14 protein-coding genes are annotated in these 15524 nt (G+C 72.6%); 7 read left to right on the top strand and 7 right to left on the bottom strand.

Annotation, left to right across the window (positions count from 1 at the left end; all coding sequences use genetic code 11):
* Positions 1-3 precede the first annotated feature (3 nt).
* The 5 genes from ACIQK6_RS04825 to ACIQK6_RS04805 all read right to left on the bottom strand — a co-directional run bounded on the left by ACIQK6_RS04825 (position 4) and on the right by ACIQK6_RS04805 (position 6591).
* On the bottom strand, positions 4-960 hold the full coding sequence (locus ACIQK6_RS04825; protein ID WP_329095685.1) for a helix-turn-helix domain-containing protein: 957 nt from the start codon (positions 958-960) through the stop codon (positions 4-6).
* Positions 961-1050: 90 nt separating this feature from the next.
* Complete coding sequence (locus tag ACIQK6_RS04820) at positions 1051-3804, bottom strand: ATP-binding protein (RefSeq protein WP_402694325.1); 2754 nt, start codon at positions 3802-3804, stop codon at positions 1051-1053.
* 134 nt (positions 3805-3938) lie between these two features.
* Positions 3939-4544 carry a GPP34 family phosphoprotein gene (locus ACIQK6_RS04815; RefSeq protein WP_329095681.1) on the bottom strand — a complete coding sequence of 202 codons (606 nt, stop codon included), beginning with the start codon at positions 4542-4544 and terminating at the stop codon, positions 3939-3941.
* A 138-nt stretch (positions 4545-4682) separates the two neighbouring features.
* On the bottom strand, positions 4683-5945 hold the full coding sequence (locus ACIQK6_RS04810) for a Dyp-type peroxidase (protein WP_402694324.1): 1263 nt from the start codon (positions 5943-5945) through the stop codon (positions 4683-4685).
* Complete coding sequence (locus tag ACIQK6_RS04805; protein ID WP_402694323.1) at positions 5935-6591, bottom strand: molybdopterin-dependent oxidoreductase; 657 nt, start codon at positions 6589-6591, stop codon at positions 5935-5937. The genes ACIQK6_RS04810 and ACIQK6_RS04805 overlap by 11 nt, the downstream gene beginning before the upstream one ends.
* A gap of 374 nt (positions 6592-6965) precedes the next feature.
* On the opposite strand from ACIQK6_RS04805, the gene ACIQK6_RS04800 reads away from it, so the two are divergent.
* The 3 genes from ACIQK6_RS04800 (at position 6966) to ACIQK6_RS04790 (ending at position 10618) form a co-directional block, all read left to right on the top strand.
* Positions 6966-8063 (top strand): alpha/beta hydrolase-fold protein, encoded by a 1098-nt coding sequence (locus ACIQK6_RS04800; RefSeq protein ID WP_329095676.1) that lies wholly within the window; start codon positions 6966-6968, stop codon positions 8061-8063.
* 130 nt (positions 8064-8193) lie between these two features.
* Positions 8194-8766 carry a PadR family transcriptional regulator gene (locus tag ACIQK6_RS04795; RefSeq protein WP_329095674.1) on the top strand — a complete coding sequence of 191 codons (573 nt, stop codon included), beginning with the start codon at positions 8194-8196 and terminating at the stop codon, positions 8764-8766.
* A 115-nt stretch (positions 8767-8881) separates the two neighbouring features.
* On the top strand, positions 8882-10618 hold the full coding sequence (locus tag ACIQK6_RS04790; protein ID WP_329095672.1) for an acyl-CoA dehydrogenase family protein: 1737 nt from the start codon (positions 8882-8884) through the stop codon (positions 10616-10618).
* Positions 10619-10679: 61 nt separating this feature from the next.
* Here ACIQK6_RS04790 and ACIQK6_RS04785 read toward each other — a convergent pair whose 3' ends face one another.
* The gene (locus ACIQK6_RS04785; protein ID WP_402694322.1) at positions 10680-11447 is read right to left on the bottom strand and encodes an SDR family oxidoreductase; all 768 of its coding nucleotides are present in this window, start codon (positions 11445-11447) and stop codon (positions 10680-10682) included.
* A 163-nt stretch (positions 11448-11610) separates the two neighbouring features.
* Between ACIQK6_RS04785 and ACIQK6_RS04780 the strand changes: the two genes are divergently transcribed.
* Positions 11611-12225: a helix-turn-helix domain-containing protein gene (locus ACIQK6_RS04780; RefSeq protein ID WP_329095668.1), complete on the top strand. Its 615-nt coding sequence runs from the start codon at positions 11611-11613 to the stop codon at positions 12223-12225.
* Between the two features lie 176 nt (positions 12226-12401).
* Here ACIQK6_RS04780 and bla read toward each other — a convergent pair whose 3' ends face one another.
* Positions 12402-13301 carry a class A beta-lactamase gene (gene bla, locus ACIQK6_RS04775; RefSeq protein ID WP_402694321.1) on the bottom strand — a complete coding sequence of 300 codons (900 nt, stop codon included), beginning with the start codon at positions 13299-13301 and terminating at the stop codon, positions 12402-12404.
* Positions 13302-13433: 132 nt separating this feature from the next.
* On the opposite strand from bla, the gene ACIQK6_RS04770 reads away from it, so the two are divergent.
* From ACIQK6_RS04770 to ACIQK6_RS04760, 3 genes are read left to right on the top strand one after another with little or no spacing between them, the layout of a single operon-like run.
* Positions 13434-14054 (top strand): TetR/AcrR family transcriptional regulator, encoded by a 621-nt coding sequence (locus tag ACIQK6_RS04770; protein WP_329095664.1) that lies wholly within the window; start codon positions 13434-13436, stop codon positions 14052-14054.
* The gene (locus ACIQK6_RS04765; protein ID WP_329095661.1) at positions 14044-14661 is read left to right on the top strand and encodes a hypothetical protein; all 618 of its coding nucleotides are present in this window, start codon (positions 14044-14046) and stop codon (positions 14659-14661) included. Before ACIQK6_RS04770 ends, ACIQK6_RS04765 begins: the two co-directional genes overlap by 11 nt.
* Complete coding sequence (locus ACIQK6_RS04760) at positions 14654-15328, top strand: GNAT family N-acetyltransferase (protein ID WP_329095659.1); 675 nt, start codon at positions 14654-14656, stop codon at positions 15326-15328. Before ACIQK6_RS04765 ends, ACIQK6_RS04760 begins: the two co-directional genes overlap by 8 nt.
* The last annotated feature ends 196 nt before the right edge of the window (positions 15329-15524 follow it).

Raw genomic sequence — 15524 nt, 5'->3', positions numbered from 1 at the left:
CGGTCATTCGCCCCGGGCGCCGCACTGCCACTCCCGGGGCGACATGCCGTAGGCGGCGCGGAAGGCCCGGCTGAAGTGGGACGGGTTGGTGAACCCCCAGCGCTGGGCGACCGCGGTGACCGCCGGCGCCGACCCCGTCCGCCGCGACAGGTCGCGCCGGCACCGCTCCAGCCGCTCCTGCCGGATCCAGCGGCCCACCGTGGTCCCCTCCGACTGGAAGAGCTTGTGCAGGTACCGCACCGAGATGTGGTGCGCGGCCGCGATGCGCTCCGGCGACAGGTCGGGATCGGCCAGGGACGTCAGGACGTACGCCTTGACGCGCGCCAGCATGCCCCGGGCCGTGTCCGAGGCGTACGGATCCAGCCGCCCCCGCCGCTCGCGCACCAGCACCCCCAGGAGGTCCATGGCGGTCATGGCGAGCTGCTGACCCGTGTACGCGTCGAAGCCGGAGGGCCGTTCGGCCAGCCGCCTCAGGAAGCCCGCGACCAGACCGGAGGTTCCGTGATCGCCGCTGAAGACCGTTCCGGTGACCGCCCGCAGGTCCGCCTCCGGTACTCCCAGTCCGCTCTTGGGCACCCGGATCGCCGTGAAGCGGAAGTGGTCCGGTTGCTCCCGCTCGTACGGGCGTCCGGCGTCCGAGCAGGTGAAGGTCCCCGGCCCGACCAGCGCCCGGCGGTCGTCCTGGGTCAGCCGCGCGGTACCGGTCTGCTGGAAGGTGACGGTGAGGAACTCCTCCCCGCCCCGGGAGATCAGCCGCCGGGTGCGCGACACGCTCTGCGGACCCGCCTGGACCGCCGAGATCTGCAGGGGCCCGAGACGTTCGCTGACGATGCTCCCCACGGACGGCACGGGTTCGTGCAGGGTGACGCCGAGGGGGATGAAGGTGTCGGACACCAGGTTGTTCCAGTAGTCCGCCCGCTCGTGCGGGGACAGCGGCGAGGTGGTGAGTACGACGCTCATGGGAACTCCGAGGGGGTGAGGGCTTCTCCTCCACCCAGTCTCGAAACGACCACCGCCGCTGCCATCCGTCACATGACTTGCCCTGTGGCCTCAGTCGGTCGACTCCGGCTCCACCACATCCCGCAGCCGGCCGCGAGAGGTGACGCCCAGCACCGGGAAGGCCTGGTAGAGGTGGGTGCCGACGGTACGGGGCGAGAGGAACAGTCGCTCGCCGATCTCCCGGTTGGTCAGGCCCTCGGCCGCCAGCCGGACGATCCGCTGACGTTGCGGCGTCAGGGTCCGGAACGCGCTGCGCGGGGAGGATTGGACGGTGACGCCGGCCGCTCGCAGCTCGGCCTGCGCCCGGTCGCTCCAATGCACCGCCCCCAGCCCCTCGAAGATCTCCCGGGCCTTGATCAGGGCGGCCCGTGCCTCGGCGATCCGGCGCTGCCTGCGCAGCCACTCCCCGTACTCCAGCCAGGTCTGGGCGTGTTCGAAGGGCCAGCGGTGGCCGGCCGGGTCCGCCAGCGCGCCCTCGAAGGACGGGCCGGCCCCGGCCGGATCGGAGAGCAGCGCCCGGGCCCGGCCCAGGACCTGCCGCAGCCGGACGGAGCCCCCGTCCCCGACCGCGGCGGTGACCTGCTCCAGGGCGACCGAGGCGTCCTCGGCGCGGCCGACGAGCACGGCGGCCGCCGCGTAGTCGGCGACCGCGTAACACGACAGGTGGTAGTGCACGGGCACCCCCTCCCCGTCGAAGAGGGTGCGCAGGTGCCGGAAGGCCGAGGCGTGGTCACCGAGTGCCGTGGCGGCGAGACCCGCTGCCCGGCGGGCGCGGACGACGGCGCCGAGCACCCCGGCCGGCTCCGTCACGGCGAGGGCGGCCGTTGCGTGCCGTACGGCGAGCTCAGGCTCACCGGTGAGCGCGCACAGGGTGGCCAGGACGGTCAGCGCCCGCGCGGAGCCGTGCGTGTGGACACCATCCAGGAACCGGCCGGCGAGCCGCTCGACACCGAGCCGGGCGTCCGCCCAGCGGCCCCGGTCCAGATTGGCCCAGGCCAGATCGGCGGCGGTCATCCCCGCGTGGAAGGCGTCGGCGTCCTCCCACTGCGGGTTGGCCACCTCGCGCAGCAGGCTCACCGCCGTCTCGGTCTCGTCGAGGATCAGGCAGAGCACGCCGAGCGTGTGGTTCTCGGTGGGTGCGCGGCCCGGCGCGGAGGTGACGGCGGGCAGGTGGGACCGGACCAGGTCGCCCTTGCCGAAGGGGTCCGTGACACCGGCGTCCCAGAGGTGGAAGGGGTGCGGTGGGGTCGGATCCGTCAGGTCGCGGCCGGCCAGCAGCCGCAGTGCGCGCTCGCGCTGGACGGGACTGCCCGAGTGGTAGGCGATCCCGGTGACGATCGTGGAACTGCCCTCGTCGAGTTGGGCCACGTCGGGCAGGGTGTCGGGGGCGATCAGGGCGAACGCCCGCTCCATCCGCATCATCAGCATCTCCACCAGGGCGGTGAGCGCCGATATCCAGGGCGTCGCCGCCGGGTCCTCGTTGACCGAGGCGGCCTTCGCCGCGAGCTCCTCCGCCCGGTCGATGTCGCCGGTCAGGATGCCCGCGTACGCCGCCGTCGTCAGCAGCCGGGTCTGCTCGGCAGGAGCGGCGTTCAGCTGCGCGGACCGTTCCAGACCGGCCAGGGCCTCGGCGAGCGCGCCGCGGCCGAACGCGCGCATGGCGGTGGCCTCCAGCGCGGCGGACACCGCCGCGTCCGGTTCCACCGTGGCGGCCGACAACTGCCAGGCCCGCCGGTCGGGATCGCCGTCGAGCGAAGCCGCCAGCGCCAGGTGGGTCCGCCGGCGCTCGGCGAACGGAGCGGCCCCGTAGATCGCGGAGCGGACCAGGGGGTGCCGGAAGTCGATGCGGTCGCTGTGCAGCCGGACCAGCCCCGCCCGCTCCGCAGGCAGCCAGACGTCCATGTCCGTGCCCGGCGGCAGGGCGGCCAGCACACCGGCCGGCCCGACGCCCTCGGCCGCGGCCGCGACCAGCAGCGCGGCCCGCGTCGCCGCGGGCAACTCGTCCACCTGGGCGGCGAAGGTCCGTTCCAGCAGATCGGTGACCGGGAGGTGTCCGCCCGCGTGGAGCCCGCCCGAGCGGAGCCCGGCCGGCGGGGGCCCGTCCGCCCGGAGCACGTCCTCGCGTGCCGCCGAGCGCGAAAGCTCCACCAGGGCCAGCGGGTTGCCCGCGGCGGTCTCTAGCACCCGGCGCCGGGCCGATCCCAGGGGCGGATCCGGCTGTGCGCCGATCAGCTCCTCGGCCTCGGCCGGCGACAGCGCGGGCACCACCAGCTCCGTGACCGACCGGTCCAGCCACTCCGGTCGGCGCGTGCCGCGCGAGGCGACGAGCAGCCCGATCGGCTCGCCCGCGAGACGTCGGGCGAGGAACCCCAGCACCTGGCAGCTCCCGCGGTCGATCCACTGGGCGTCGTCGACGGCGAGCAGCACCCGCCCGGCCGAGGCGACGTGCGAAACCAGGGTCAGTACGGCCAGGCTCATCATCATGGGATCGGGCGGGGCCGGGTCGTCGCCCAGGCCGAAGGCGGCCATCAGGGCGCCGCGCTGACGGACCGGCAGGTCGTCGGCCCGGTCCAGCACGGGCAGCAGCAACTGGTGCAGCCCCGCGAAGGCCAGCTCGGTCTCCGCCGCGTTGCCGCGGACGCGCAGCACCCGGGTCCCCGCCGCGAGCGCGTCGTCGACGGTCATGTCCAACAGCAGGGTCTTGCCGACCCCGGGCTCACCGAGCAGCAGCAGCGACGCGGTGGCCGCCTGCGGTGACAACGCGGCGGCGATGGTCGCCCGTTCTTCCTGACGCCCGATCAACACGCTTATTCCCGAACCTTCTCAGCAGGAGGACATCCGCCGTTCGTACACAGGGGCGGACGGCACTCCGGCGAGCATAGTCGGGCCGCGCCACGGTTCTGACCGGGCGTAACGCACGTCACGGACGCCCGCGGGGCTCAGGGGCCGCGCCAGATGTTGGCGAACGCCGCGTTCTCGATGGTCCGCCGCTGGCGCACGGCCTCCAGCTCCATCACCGCGTCGCTGACGACGGCCAGGACGATCGTCACCGCCTCGTCGCCCGGGCGGGGTTCGGCCTCGGGTTCACCGCTGCCGATGCCCACGACCGAGGCGAGGGCGGCGAGGACGGGCTCTTCCTCCTCCTGGCGGCCCAGCGCCCGGCGGCGGGCGGGCGTGTCGGCCACCTCCATGCGGTCGCTCCCGAAGGGCAGCAGGCCGCGCCGTCCCCGCGTCAGCTCACCGGCCTCCTCCAGTGCGGCCTGGTACGCCGCGGACAGATCACGCCCGCGGCGCCACAGCCAGTCGTCGACCCGCTCGTAGGGCATCTGGCGGGTGAGCGCCGACGCTGCCTCGGCCAGCAGGGGGTCGTGCAGTTCCTGCTCCCCGCCGGGCACGATGCGGTCGTCGTCCAGGGCGACGGCCTGCGCGTCGAGGAGGTCGATCAGCTCGGCTCCCGCCAGGGCGAGCGACAGGTCGCCCTGGCCGACGGAACGGTCCGGCGGCGGGTCCATGGCGATGATGAACAGGTCTTTCGCCGTGCTCATGAACGGCTCCCCTCGCAGTCGGTCGGAAGGCGCGGATACCGGCGGGTCCCCGCCGGCCGGTGGGCCCGGTTGATCACCTACCTATGGTCGCACCAACGCCCGCGACGGCCCGCTGGTTCCCGGATCCACCCGGTCGGGCTACTCCTCCAGCAGGGCCTGGCCGACGTATCCGCCCGGGCGGACGCCGCCGGGGACCACGAACAGGGAAGACGCCTCGTGGACCAGGTACCGGCCGAGTGCGTCGCCGCGGGCCAGACGCTGCTGGACGGGGACGAAGCCGGTGCGGGGGTCCGACTGCCAGGCGACGAAGAGCATCCCGGCGTCCGGCGCGCCGTCCGCGCGCAGGCCGTCGTAGTACGACCAGCCGCGGCGCAGCATGGTCGCGCCCCCGTTGGTGGCGGGTGCGGCCAGCCGGACGTGTGCGTTGTACGCGATCACCGGGACGCCGTCGGGGCGGTTGGCCGCGAGGTCGGGGGCGGTGCGTTCGCCGCCGCCCGTGAGCGGGGAGCCGTCGGCGGCGCGGCGTCCGACGGCCTGTTCCCGGTGCTCCGGGGGGAGGGTGTCCCAGTGGTCGAGGAGCATCCGGATCCGGCGGACCACCACGTACGAGCCGCCCGCCAGCCAGGGCGGCGAACCGGGGGCGGTCACGAGGATCCGGTCGCGCGCGGCGGCATCCGCGGGGGAGGGGTTGGCGGTGCCGTCGAGCTGTCCCATGAGGTCGCGGTGCGTGGGCGCGGTGCGGCCCGGCACCGGCGCAGTGGTGAACCCGGACATCACCCAGCGGGTCTTCGCCTCGCCGTGCGCCAGGCGCTGCACGGTGCGCAGGGCGTGCAGGCCGACGAGCGGATCGTCGGCGGCGATCTGGACGAACAGGTCGCCGCCGCCGCGGGCCGGGTCGAGCTGGTCGTCGGGGAAGGCGGGCAGCGGTGCGAGTGCCTCGGGGCGGGCCGCGGCCAGCTCCACCCGATCGAAGAAGGTCGCGCCGAAACCGAAGGTGAGGGTGAGCGAGGCGGGGCCGGATCCCAGCGCGACGCCGGTGTCGACGGCCCGGGAACCCGGCGGGCTGATCTCCTCGCCGACCGGTTCGCCGCGGGTGAGGCGTGCGGCGGCGGTGCTCCAGCGCAGCAGGAGCGCGGCGGCCCGGCCCCGGTCGGTCCGCGCCCCGAAGTCGAAGGCGGCCAGGTGGGCGTGGGTCTGACGGGGGTGCAGGATCCCGGCCTGCTGCGGGCCGTGGAAGGGGACGTTCGCCCCGGCGCCGTCCGGCGCGGCCGGGGCCTCGCGCACGGCGGCCGAGACGACGGCGCCGCCGCCCGCCACGGCCCCGAGACCGGCGGCGCCGAGCAGCGCGCGCCGGGTCAGGGACCGCCGACGGCCGGGCGCTCCGGACGCCTCAGTGGGCACTGTCGACCACCGGATCGACGGTGCCGACCCACAGCTGGTTCAGTTCGGAGACGTAGCGGCCGCCGCGGGTGTCCTGCGGGACGACCAGGCGCGGGCCGGCCGCGTCCTCGAAGGGCGTCCCGTCCTCGGAAACGGCCAGCAGGATCTGGGACTTGGCGAATCCCGGATCGACCTCGGCCCACGCGAAGACCGCGCGGTAGTCCCCGCCGCCGGTGGCCGCGACCACCCCGCGCAGCTGCCCGTTCTTCTTGCCCTGGTCGAAGCGCGGCTGGGCCGCCTTCAGCACCTCGTGCAGCAGCACGCCCTGGTAGGTGTGCTTCTGGTCCCCCTTGGCGCTGACGAACTCCACCGGGGCCTCGGCCTGGGGCAGCTTGCGCAGGTCGGCCAGGGTGATGGTGTACGGCTTGTCGACCTCGCCCGCGATGCGTACCTCGCCCGGCTTGATCGGAGCGACCGAGGCCTTGGGGGATGTCGACGCCGACGCCGACGCCGACGCCTGTGCCGATGTCGACGGAGCGGCCGCGTCCTTCGGGTCGTCGACCGTGCCGCAGGAGGTGATCAGCAGGGCGGTGGCGGCGGCACACACGTGCGCCACGCGGCTCGCTGCCCGCCCCGCGCGTATCCGGCGGTTTTCGTCCTGCGTCATGCGGATCTCCTGGTCAACGACTGCCGTCCGCCGAAGTCAGAACGTTCCGTGAAACGCATCTGCAAGGGTGAATCGGCCCATGGAAGGTGATTTGCCGCGTGAAAAATACAGGAGGGCTATCAGATGCCGACAGCATCGGAAAGGGATTTCGTCAGGGTATCCGTGCCGCCGTCAGCACTTCATGTGGCATTACCCAAAGGAGGGCCGAGCCGGCGGCGCTTCTTCCGCCCCGGGTGGGTCGCGCTTTGCCCGGTACCGCCCCTTCCACGAGGGAACGCGGGGCCCGCTCCGCCCCTCTTGCCTGGTGCGCCACCTGCTGGTAGCGCTCCGGGCCCGAGCGTCCGGACGGGACTGTGCAGAGGGTTCACTGATTCATGGGTCTGACGAGTGGCACGCTCATGGCGAGCGTCGCATTGTGCACGGCGCTGCTGTTCGCCCTCACGGTATGGCTGTGGCCCCGGCTCGGACGCCCGGGCGCCCGGCGGGTGCTGGCGCGCGTCGGGCTGCTCGTCCTCGTGCAGCTGTCGGTCCTGGCCTCGGTCGGTGCCGCCGCCAACCGCACCTTCCTCCTCTACGACTCCTGGGCCGACCTCGCCGGTACGAAGCAGCACGCCCCGGCCGTCCCGGGAGGCGCTGCCGTAGAGGTGCTGGGCAGGCAGGCTCCGGAAGTGCCCGGCGGCCGGAACCCGCAGGTGGGTGGGGTGATCGAGAAGGTGGTGATCCACGGTGAGCGGTCCCGGGCCGCCGCCGAGGCGTACGTGTACCTGCCGCCGGAGTACTTCGACAAGAGCGACGAGCGGCGCAGGTTCCCGGCCGCCGTCGTCCTCACGGGCTACCCGGGCATGGCCGAGAACCTCATCAAGAAGCTGCACTACCCGAGGCTGGCGTGGAGCCTGGCGAAGCAGAAGCGCATGCAGCCGATGATCCTGGTGATGATGCGACCCACCATCGCCGCGCCCAACACCCAGTGCGTCGACGTTCCCGGGGGTCCGCAGAGCGAGGCCTTCTTCGGCGCGGACGTCGTCAAGGCGGTCTCCGGCACGTACCGCGTGGGCACGTCGCCGCGGAGCTGGGGGGTCATCGGCGACTCCACCGGGGGCTACTGCGCCCTGAAGATGGCGGTGCAGCACCCGGAGGCGTACGCGGTCGGCGTGGGCCTGTCGGCGGAGTACCGGCCCGAGATCGACAAGTACTCCGGTGACCTGTTCAAGGGGAACAAGGACGAGGAGAAGAGGTCCGATCTGCTCTGGCACCTGGACCACCTGCCGCAGGGAAACTCGTCGTTCCTCGTGACCTCCTCGCTGCGGGGCGAGCCGAACTACGGCGAGACGCAGGAGTTCATCCGCAAGGTGAAGGCACCCGCCCACGTCTCGTCGATCATCCTCGACAGCGGTGGCCACAGCTTCAACACCTGGCTGCGGGAGATTCCGCCGGCGCTCGTCTGGACCGGCGCACGGCTCGCCGCCGAGTGAGCCGGCGGCATCCGCCGGCACCTGGCGTCATCCGGCGGCACCTGGCGGCGCACCCCGCGCCCGGGTGAGCCGCGTCTCACCTGACTCCTGCCGCTTGTCTATGCAACGAGTTGCATAGAAAGATCGGGGCATGGCGCTCGACCACGCGATCCTCGTCTCCCTGCTGGAGAAGCCGGGCTCCGGCTACGAGCTGGCCCGTCGTTTCGACCGGTCCATCGGCTACTTCTGGACCGCCACCCACCAGCAGATCTACCGGGTCCTGGCGCGCATGGAGGGCAACGGGCTGCTCGCCGTCCGCGCGGTCCCGCAGCAGGGCCGGCCGGACAAGAAGGAGTACTCCGTCGCCGGTCCCGGCCGCACCGCCCTCGCCGAGTGGCTGCACGAGCCGATCGAGCCCGAGAGCCTCCGCCACGACCTCGCCGTCAAGATCCGCGGCGCGGCCTTCGACGACCCGGCCGCACTGATCCACGAGGTGGAGCGGCACCACCGGGCACACAGCGACCGGCTGGCCCGCTACCTCGCTGGTGAACTGCGCGACTTCACCGGGCCGGACGCCCCCGCACCGCTCGACGCCGGTCAGGAGCTCCAGCACGTCGTGCTGCGCGGCGGCATCGCGTTCGAGCGGATGACGATCGCCTGGCTCGACGACGTCCTCGCCACCCTCCACCGGCTCGGCGGGGCCCCGCCGACCGCAACCGCCTGAATCCCGTCGCGCCGCGGCGGCCGTACCGCCCGCGAAACCGCCGCACGGCGCCACCCCCCCTGCAGTCGCCCCATCCCCTCCCCTCCTCTGTCAACCCCTCGGAAGGTGAACCTCCATGGCAGACGCCCTGCTCTTCAACCCGCACACGTACGACCCGGCGCACTTCGACCCCGAGACCCGCAGGCTGCTGCGCGCCACCGTCGACTGGTTCGAGAGCCGCGGCAAGCGCCGGCTGATCGAGGACTACCGTTCCCGCGCCTGGCTCGCCGACTTCCTCGCCTTCTCCGCGAAGGAGGGCCTCTTCGCGACCTTCCTGACCCCGGCCACCGAGGCCGGCGAGGGGGAGTCCGACCAGCGCTGGGACACGGCGCGGATCGCCGCCCTGAACGAGATCTTCGGCTTCTACGGCCTCGACTACTGGTACGCCTGGCAGGTCACCATCCTCGGCCTCGGTCCGGTCTGGCAGAGCGACAACGCCGACGCCCGCGCCCGCGCCGCGCAGCTCCTCGCCGAGGGCGAGGTGTTCGCCTTCGGCCTGTCCGAGAAGACCCACGGCGCCGACATCTACTCCACCGACATGCTGCTGCGGCCGTACGTCGACGAAGCCGGTGCCGCCGGATTCCGCGCGAGCGGGTCCAAGTACTACATCGGCAACGGAAACGCCGCCGGCCTCGTCTCCGTCTTCGGCCGCCGCACCGACATAGAGGGCCCCGACGGCTACGTCTTCTTCGCGGCCGACAGCCGCCACCCCGCGTACCACCTGGTGAAGAACGTCGTCGACTCCTCCAAGTACGTCAGCGAGTTCCGCCTCGAGGACTATCCGGTCCGCGCCGAGGACGTCCTGCACACCGGCAAGGCCGCCTTCGACGCCGCCCTGAACACCGTCAACGTCGGCAAGTTCAACCTGTGCACCGCCTCCATCGGCATCTGCGAGCACGCGATGTACGAGGCCGTGACCCACGCGCACAACCGGGTCCTCTACGGTCGCCCCGTCACCGCCTTCCCGCACGTGCGCCGGGAGCTGGCCGACGCGTACGTCCGCCTGGTCGGGATGAAGCTCTTCAGCGACCGCGCCGTCGACTACTTCCGTTCCGCCGGCCCGGACGACCGCCGATACCTGCTCTTCAACCCGATGACGAAGATGAAGGTGACCACGGAGGGCGAGAAGGTCATCGACCTGATGTGGGACGTCATCGCCGCCAAGGGCTTCGAGAAGGACAACTACTTCGCGCAGGCGGCCATCGAGATCCGCGGACTGCCCAAGCTGGAGGGCACGGTCCACGTCAACCTCGCCCTGATCCTCAAGTTCATGCGCAACCACCTGCTGAACCCGGCCGAGTACCCGGCCGTGCCGACCCGGCTCGACGCGGCCGACGACGCCTTCCTCTTCCAGCAGGGGCCGGCCCGCGGCCTGGGCTCCGTACGGTTCCACGACTGGCGGACCGCCTACGACGCGTACGCCGACGTGCCGAACGTGGCCCGGTTCCGCGAGCAGGCCGACGCGCTCTGCGCGTTCGTGGCCACCGTCGCTCCGGACGAGGAGCAGAGCCGCGACCTCGACTTCCTCCTCTCCGTGGGCCAGCTGTTCGCGCTGGTCGTGTACGGACAGCTGATCCTGGAGCAGGCCCGCCTGACGGACCTGGACGGGTCGGTGCTCGACGAGCTGTTCTCCGTCCTGGTGCGCGACTTCTCCGGCCACGCGGTCGAGCTGTACGGCAAGGACTCCGCGACGGCGGCCCAGCAGGAATGGGCGCTGGGCGCGGTCCGGCGTCCGGTCGTCGACGAGGAGCGGGCGGCGCGCGTCTGGGCGCGGGTCGAGGCGCTGTCCGGCACGTACGAGATGGCCCCGTAGGAACAGGGCCCCCGGGGACCGGCACGGCCCGCCACGGCCGGGGCCGGTCCCCCCACCGCCCTCAGGCCTGCGCGGTGGGGCGCACGACGATGTCGCCCACGTCGACACCGTCCGGCTGCTCGACGGCGAAGGCGATGGCGCGGGCCACCGCGTCCGGCGACAGCGCGGTCTCCATCATCCGGTCGATCCGGGCCCGGGCCTCCGGCCCCATGCGCTCCGTGAAGTCCGTACGGACGGCGCCGGGCGACACGACGGTCACGCGCAGGCTGTCCCCGGCCTCCTGGCGCAGGCCCTCGGAGATCGTGCGCACGGCGTTCTTGGTGCCCGCGTACACCGACTGGAGCGGCACGACGCGCAGACCGGCGGTGGACACGATGTTGACGAAGTGTCCGGAGCCCTGCTCCCGGAACAGGGGGAGCGCCGCGGCGATCCCGTAGAGGACGCCCTTGAGGTTGACGTCGATCATCTCCTCCCAGTCCTCGACGCGCAGTTCGTCGAGCGGGGAGATGAGTCCGACCCCGGCATTGCTGACCAGTACGTCGAGCCTGCCGTACCGCTCTCGGGCCAGGTCGACGAGGCCGGTCACCTCGCCGCGCCGCGTCACGTTCGTACGGATCCAAGCGGCTTCACCACCGGCCCGCTCGATCCGGGCGGCCAGCGCCTGGAGGCGTTCGGTGCGCCGTGCGCCGAGGACCACCTTCGCGCCCCGCTCGGCGAGCAGGAGGGCGGTCGCCTCGCCGATGCCGCTGCCGGCTCCGGTGATGGCGACGACCTTTCCGGCAATTCCCGTGGTTCCCGCGATCGCCGTGATGTCCGCAGTTCCCGACATGACGGGCCGTCCCTTCGGAAGAGGAAGAAGAAGAGGAAGAAGAGGAAGAAGAGGAAGGGCAGGCCGAGGGCATGCCCTAGAGTGAAAGTGGAGGCGCCGCCACTTCAGCCCACACTAAGTGGAGGCTCCTCCACTTAGCAAGTGAGGAACGAGGGAGCCGCTGATGGCCGCAGATGCAGGACGCCCGCTGAGGGCCGATGCGCAGCGCAACCGGGACAAGATCCTGGCTGCCGCGGTGCGCGTGTTCACCGAGCAGGGGCTGGAGGCCCACTTCGAACGCATCGCCAAGGAAGCCGGTGTCGGCACCGGCACCCTCTACCGCAACTTCCCTTCCCGGGAAGCCCTGATCGAAGCGGCCTACCGGAACGAGGTCGCGCGCCTGTGCGACTCCGTCCCCACGCTCCTGGAGACCCTGCCGCCGTACGAGGCCCTGCGCGCCTGGACGCGCCGCTTCATCGACTACGCCACCGCCAAGATGGGCATGGCCGACGCGATGCGCGCCGTTCTTGCGGCGGGTACCAATCCCTACGCCGACAGCCGCCAGATGATCCAGGACGCCCTCGCGTCCCTCATGGAGGCCTGCACCGCCGCGGGTGCGATCAGGTCCGACATCAGCTCGACCGACATGTTCGCCGCCCTCGCCGGCATCGCCCTCACCTCGGCCGGCCCCGAGCAACGGGCCCAGGCCGAACGCCTCCTCGACCTGAACCTGGACGGACTGCGCCTGCCGCTCGTGCAGCGGCGCGCGGGAGGCGGCGTTCCAGACCGGCCCTCGTGATCTCCGCCCCCCGGCGCCCCGTGGCCACGTCCGCTCCTTGACGGCGCGGACCGTCGCGTCCGGCCCCCGGGGGCCGGCGGCGGCGATGGACCACGGCGACGGGGTGCGCCCGCGCCCCCCCGCTACCTTCTCCACGAGGAACGCGCCCTCATCCTGAGGAGCCCCGCCGCGAGGGCTCAGGCGAGCGTGTCCGCCAGCAGCTTCGCGGTCCTGGCGATCAGCGTGTTGTCGCGCGGCGCCGTCGCCCCCGGCATGGTCGACAGGATGGAAAGGACCAAGGGCGGGCGCCCCGGGGGCCAGGCGATGCCCACGTTGTTGTTGGTCCCGTACGAACCGGCGCCCGTCTTGTCCCCGACGGCCCAGTCCTTCGGCAGGCCGGCCCGGAGTCGATCGCCGCTGGTGGTGTTCGACAGTAGCCAGCCGTTCAGCTGCTCCCGGTCCCCGGGGTCCAGCGCGTCGCCGAGCGAGAGGCGGGCGTACGTCCGGCCGATCGCGCGGGGGCTGGTCGTGTCCGTCTCCCGCCACGGCTCGGCCGTGTTCAGCTCGGGCTCCCACCGGTCGAGCCGGGTCGTACGGTCGCCCAGCGAGCGGCAGAAGCGGGTGATCGCGGTGGGGCCGCCGAGCTCGCGCAGCAGCAGGTTGGCGGCGGCGTTGTCGCTCTGGGCGATGGCGGCGGAGCAGAGTTCCGCCACGGTCAGGCCGTCCTCGATGTTCTCGGGCCGCTCCGTGACCGACCCGCCGCCCGCGTCCGTGACGTCCTGGAGCGTGTAGTGGATGCGCTGGGCGAGGCGGCTGCCGTCGTGGTCGAGGTCCCGCAGCACGGCCGCGGCCGCCAGCGTCTTGAACACCGAGCACATGGGGAACGGTTCGTCGGCGCGGTGGACCACGGTCCGGCCGGTGGCGGTGTCCAGCGCGTACACCCCCAGCCGCGCCCCGTACTCGCGTTCCAGCGTGCGCAGTCCCGCCACCGGTGAGGCGGCGCGGGCCGTGCCCACCGGCAGTGCGGCGGCCAGGGCCACCCCCGCTCCCACGGTCAGCAGGGTGCGTCGGGACGTCGATGTGTCCGGTGTCCTCACGTCAGGTTCTCCTCTTCCTCGCCGGTCATATGCCCTCGAAGACGCCGAACATGATCAATTCGGTTCCCCTCGACGCTGATCTCCCGGCGAGGTGTACTGGTAGTACACACCGATGGTGTGTACCGTAAGTACATGACTCCGCTCCCTCGATTCCACCGCCTGCCGGCCGAGCGAAGGGCGGCGATCCTCGCCGTCGCCCGCGCGCACTTCGCCGAGCACGGTCCCGCGTCCGCCTCGTACAACAAGATCATTGAGGCGGCCGGCTTCTCAAAGACCGCTGCCTACCAGTACTTCGACGGCCGGGAGGACCTCCTCGCCGCCGTCCTCGACGACGTGCTCGATCGCCTCCTCGGTGTGCTCGGGCCATGGACCCCGGCCCGCGACGAGGCCGACTTCTGGGCCCGGCTGGAGGCCGGATCGCACGCCCTGGTCACCCACTTGCGCGCCCACCCGGACGATCTGGCCCTCGCCGACGCCGCTGTCGGTCGGGCTCGGGGCGAGGTCTGGCTCGGCTGGTTCGGAGCCGTGGTCGCGGACGGACAGCGCCTCGGATTCATCCGGACGGACGTGGACGCGGCGCTGCTGGCCGGTGCGACCGCGGCCGTGATGCGGGCCGCCGACGAATGGGCGCTCACCGCACTGCGTGCGGCGGAGCCGACGGAAGCCGCGGCGTCGGGGAGCGGGCAGGTCTGGAGCCTGCTGCGGGGGCTGTGGAACGGCGGCACGGACGGAGGGACCCGGCGTGCGCACTGATCTGGAGATCCACTGGGAGATACCGCCCACCTCCACGGGGCCGCTGGGTCGCCTGGAGCGGTTCATGGGGCCGGGCAAGTCCCGCTCCGAGTCGACGGTGGAGATCCTCGGCGCCGGCGGGTGTGCGGTGCTGCTCGCGGCCGGTGTGTGGTCGTCGGGGATCCACCGTGACTGGAACGGCCTCCAGTGGGCCGTGGTGGTGCTGATCGGTCTCGATCTGCTCGGGGGGATCCTCACCAACGCGACGAACTCCGCCAAGCGCTGGTACCACCGCCAGGACCCCGGGGCCCGGCGCGCCCGCCTGCTCTTCGTCGGCGCGCACGTGCTCCACCTCGCCGCGATGGGCCTGCTGGTGCTTGGCGGGGGCCACGGCTGGACGCTGGGGAACACGGCGCTGCTGCTCTGCGCCGCCGTGGTCGTGGAGTTCATGCCCGTCCATCTCAAGCGCCCGGTGGCCATGGCCTGTTACTCCGCGGCCGTCGTGGTCAACCTGTTCTGGCTGCCCGTGCCCGTCGCCCTCGCCTGGTTCGCACCGCTCTTCTTCCTGAAGCTCCTGGTGTGCCACCTCGTGCCGGAGGCACCGCTGGAACGGCGGCGCGATGTCTGAGCCCGACGCGGGTCCCGGCCCGGACGCGGGCCCCGACACCGGTGCCGGCGCCGGGTCGGACCGCCTGCACCGCGACGACGCCCCGCCCCCCGCGCGGTGCGCGCCCGTGCTCGCCGCGGCCTTCGTCCGTGAACCCGCCATGACCTGGATCGCCGGCGGATCGGACCGTGTGCGGCGGGCATGGTTCGGCGCCACGCTGCGTACGCACGCCACGCTCCCCGGAGCCCGCCGCCACCTGCTGACCGACGGCACCGGACGGCCCGTCGCCGCCGCCGTCCTCACCCCGCCGGCCGCCGTCCCCTCGGGTGCGGCCCGGGCGGCCTGGGCGGCCCGCACCCTGATGGGCTGCGGTCCGCGCGCCTTGACGCGGACGCTGCGCTATCTGCACGCGGCCGAGTCCGGGATCCCGGCGGGCGCCTGGACCCTCGAGTTCATCGGCGTGCAGCCCGAGGCGGTCGGTCGGGGCACCGGAGGGCGGCTCCTCGGCCACCTGCTCGCCGCGACCCCCGCCCCCGACGGCATCTTCCTCACCACCGCCGACGAGGCGAACGTCCGGCTCTATCGCCGCTTCGGCTTCACCGTCCTGCGGCACCTGACGGTGGGCCCGCTGGAGGTGACGGCGATGTGGCGGCCGGCCCGGCCGGAGCGGACGCGGTCTAGCAGATGAGGGTGGCCTTGCGAGGTGACTGCCGCGCCGCTTTTCGGCCTTGTTCGTAAACAAGGCCGAATATCGTCAACAACCCCGGCAAACCACCTTCGATGCGAGATCACTGCATCGAGCTAATGCCAACGGTTTTCAGGCTCAAGACGGGCGTACAGGCCGCTAGTGTTCCCCCGGATCTGGACGGATTCCCGCATAATTC

This window comes from Streptomyces sp. NPDC091682 (assembly GCF_044756625.1).
Lineage (GTDB): Bacteria > Actinomycetota > Actinomycetes > Streptomycetales > Streptomycetaceae > Streptomyces.
Note: the sequence above shows the minus strand (reverse complement) of the source record. Positions and strands in the feature narration are given on the sequence as shown.

Excerpts from the sequence above, each read along its gene's own strand:
- ACIQK6_RS04805 (WP_402694323.1), bottom strand. The coding sequence starts at position 6,591 with ATGACGCAGGACGAAAACCGCCGGATACGCGCGGGGCGGGCAGCGAGC.
- ACIQK6_RS04760 (WP_329095659.1), top strand. The coding sequence starts at position 14,654 with ATGTCTGAGCCCGACGCGGGTCCCGGCCCGGACGCGGGCCCCGACACC.
- ACIQK6_RS04770 (WP_329095664.1), top strand. The coding sequence starts at position 13,434 with ATGACTCCGCTCCCTCGATTCCACCGCCTGCCGGCCGAGCGAAGGGCG.
- ACIQK6_RS04825 (WP_329095685.1), bottom strand. The coding sequence starts at position 960 with ATGAGCGTCGTACTCACCACCTCGCCGCTGTCCCCGCACGAGCGGGCG.
- ACIQK6_RS04800 (WP_329095676.1), top strand. The coding sequence starts at position 6,966 with ATGGGTCTGACGAGTGGCACGCTCATGGCGAGCGTCGCATTGTGCACG.
- ACIQK6_RS04815 (WP_329095681.1), bottom strand. The coding sequence starts at position 4,544 with ATGAGCACGGCGAAAGACCTGTTCATCATCGCCATGGACCCGCCGCCG.
- ACIQK6_RS04790 (WP_329095672.1), top strand. The coding sequence starts at position 8,882 with ATGGCAGACGCCCTGCTCTTCAACCCGCACACGTACGACCCGGCGCAC.
- ACIQK6_RS04780 (WP_329095668.1), top strand. The coding sequence starts at position 11,611 with ATGGCCGCAGATGCAGGACGCCCGCTGAGGGCCGATGCGCAGCGCAAC.
- ACIQK6_RS04785 (WP_402694322.1), bottom strand. The coding sequence starts at position 11,447 with ATGTCGGGAACTGCGGACATCACGGCGATCGCGGGAACCACGGGAATT.
- ACIQK6_RS04795 (WP_329095674.1), top strand. The coding sequence starts at position 8,194 with ATGGCGCTCGACCACGCGATCCTCGTCTCCCTGCTGGAGAAGCCGGGC.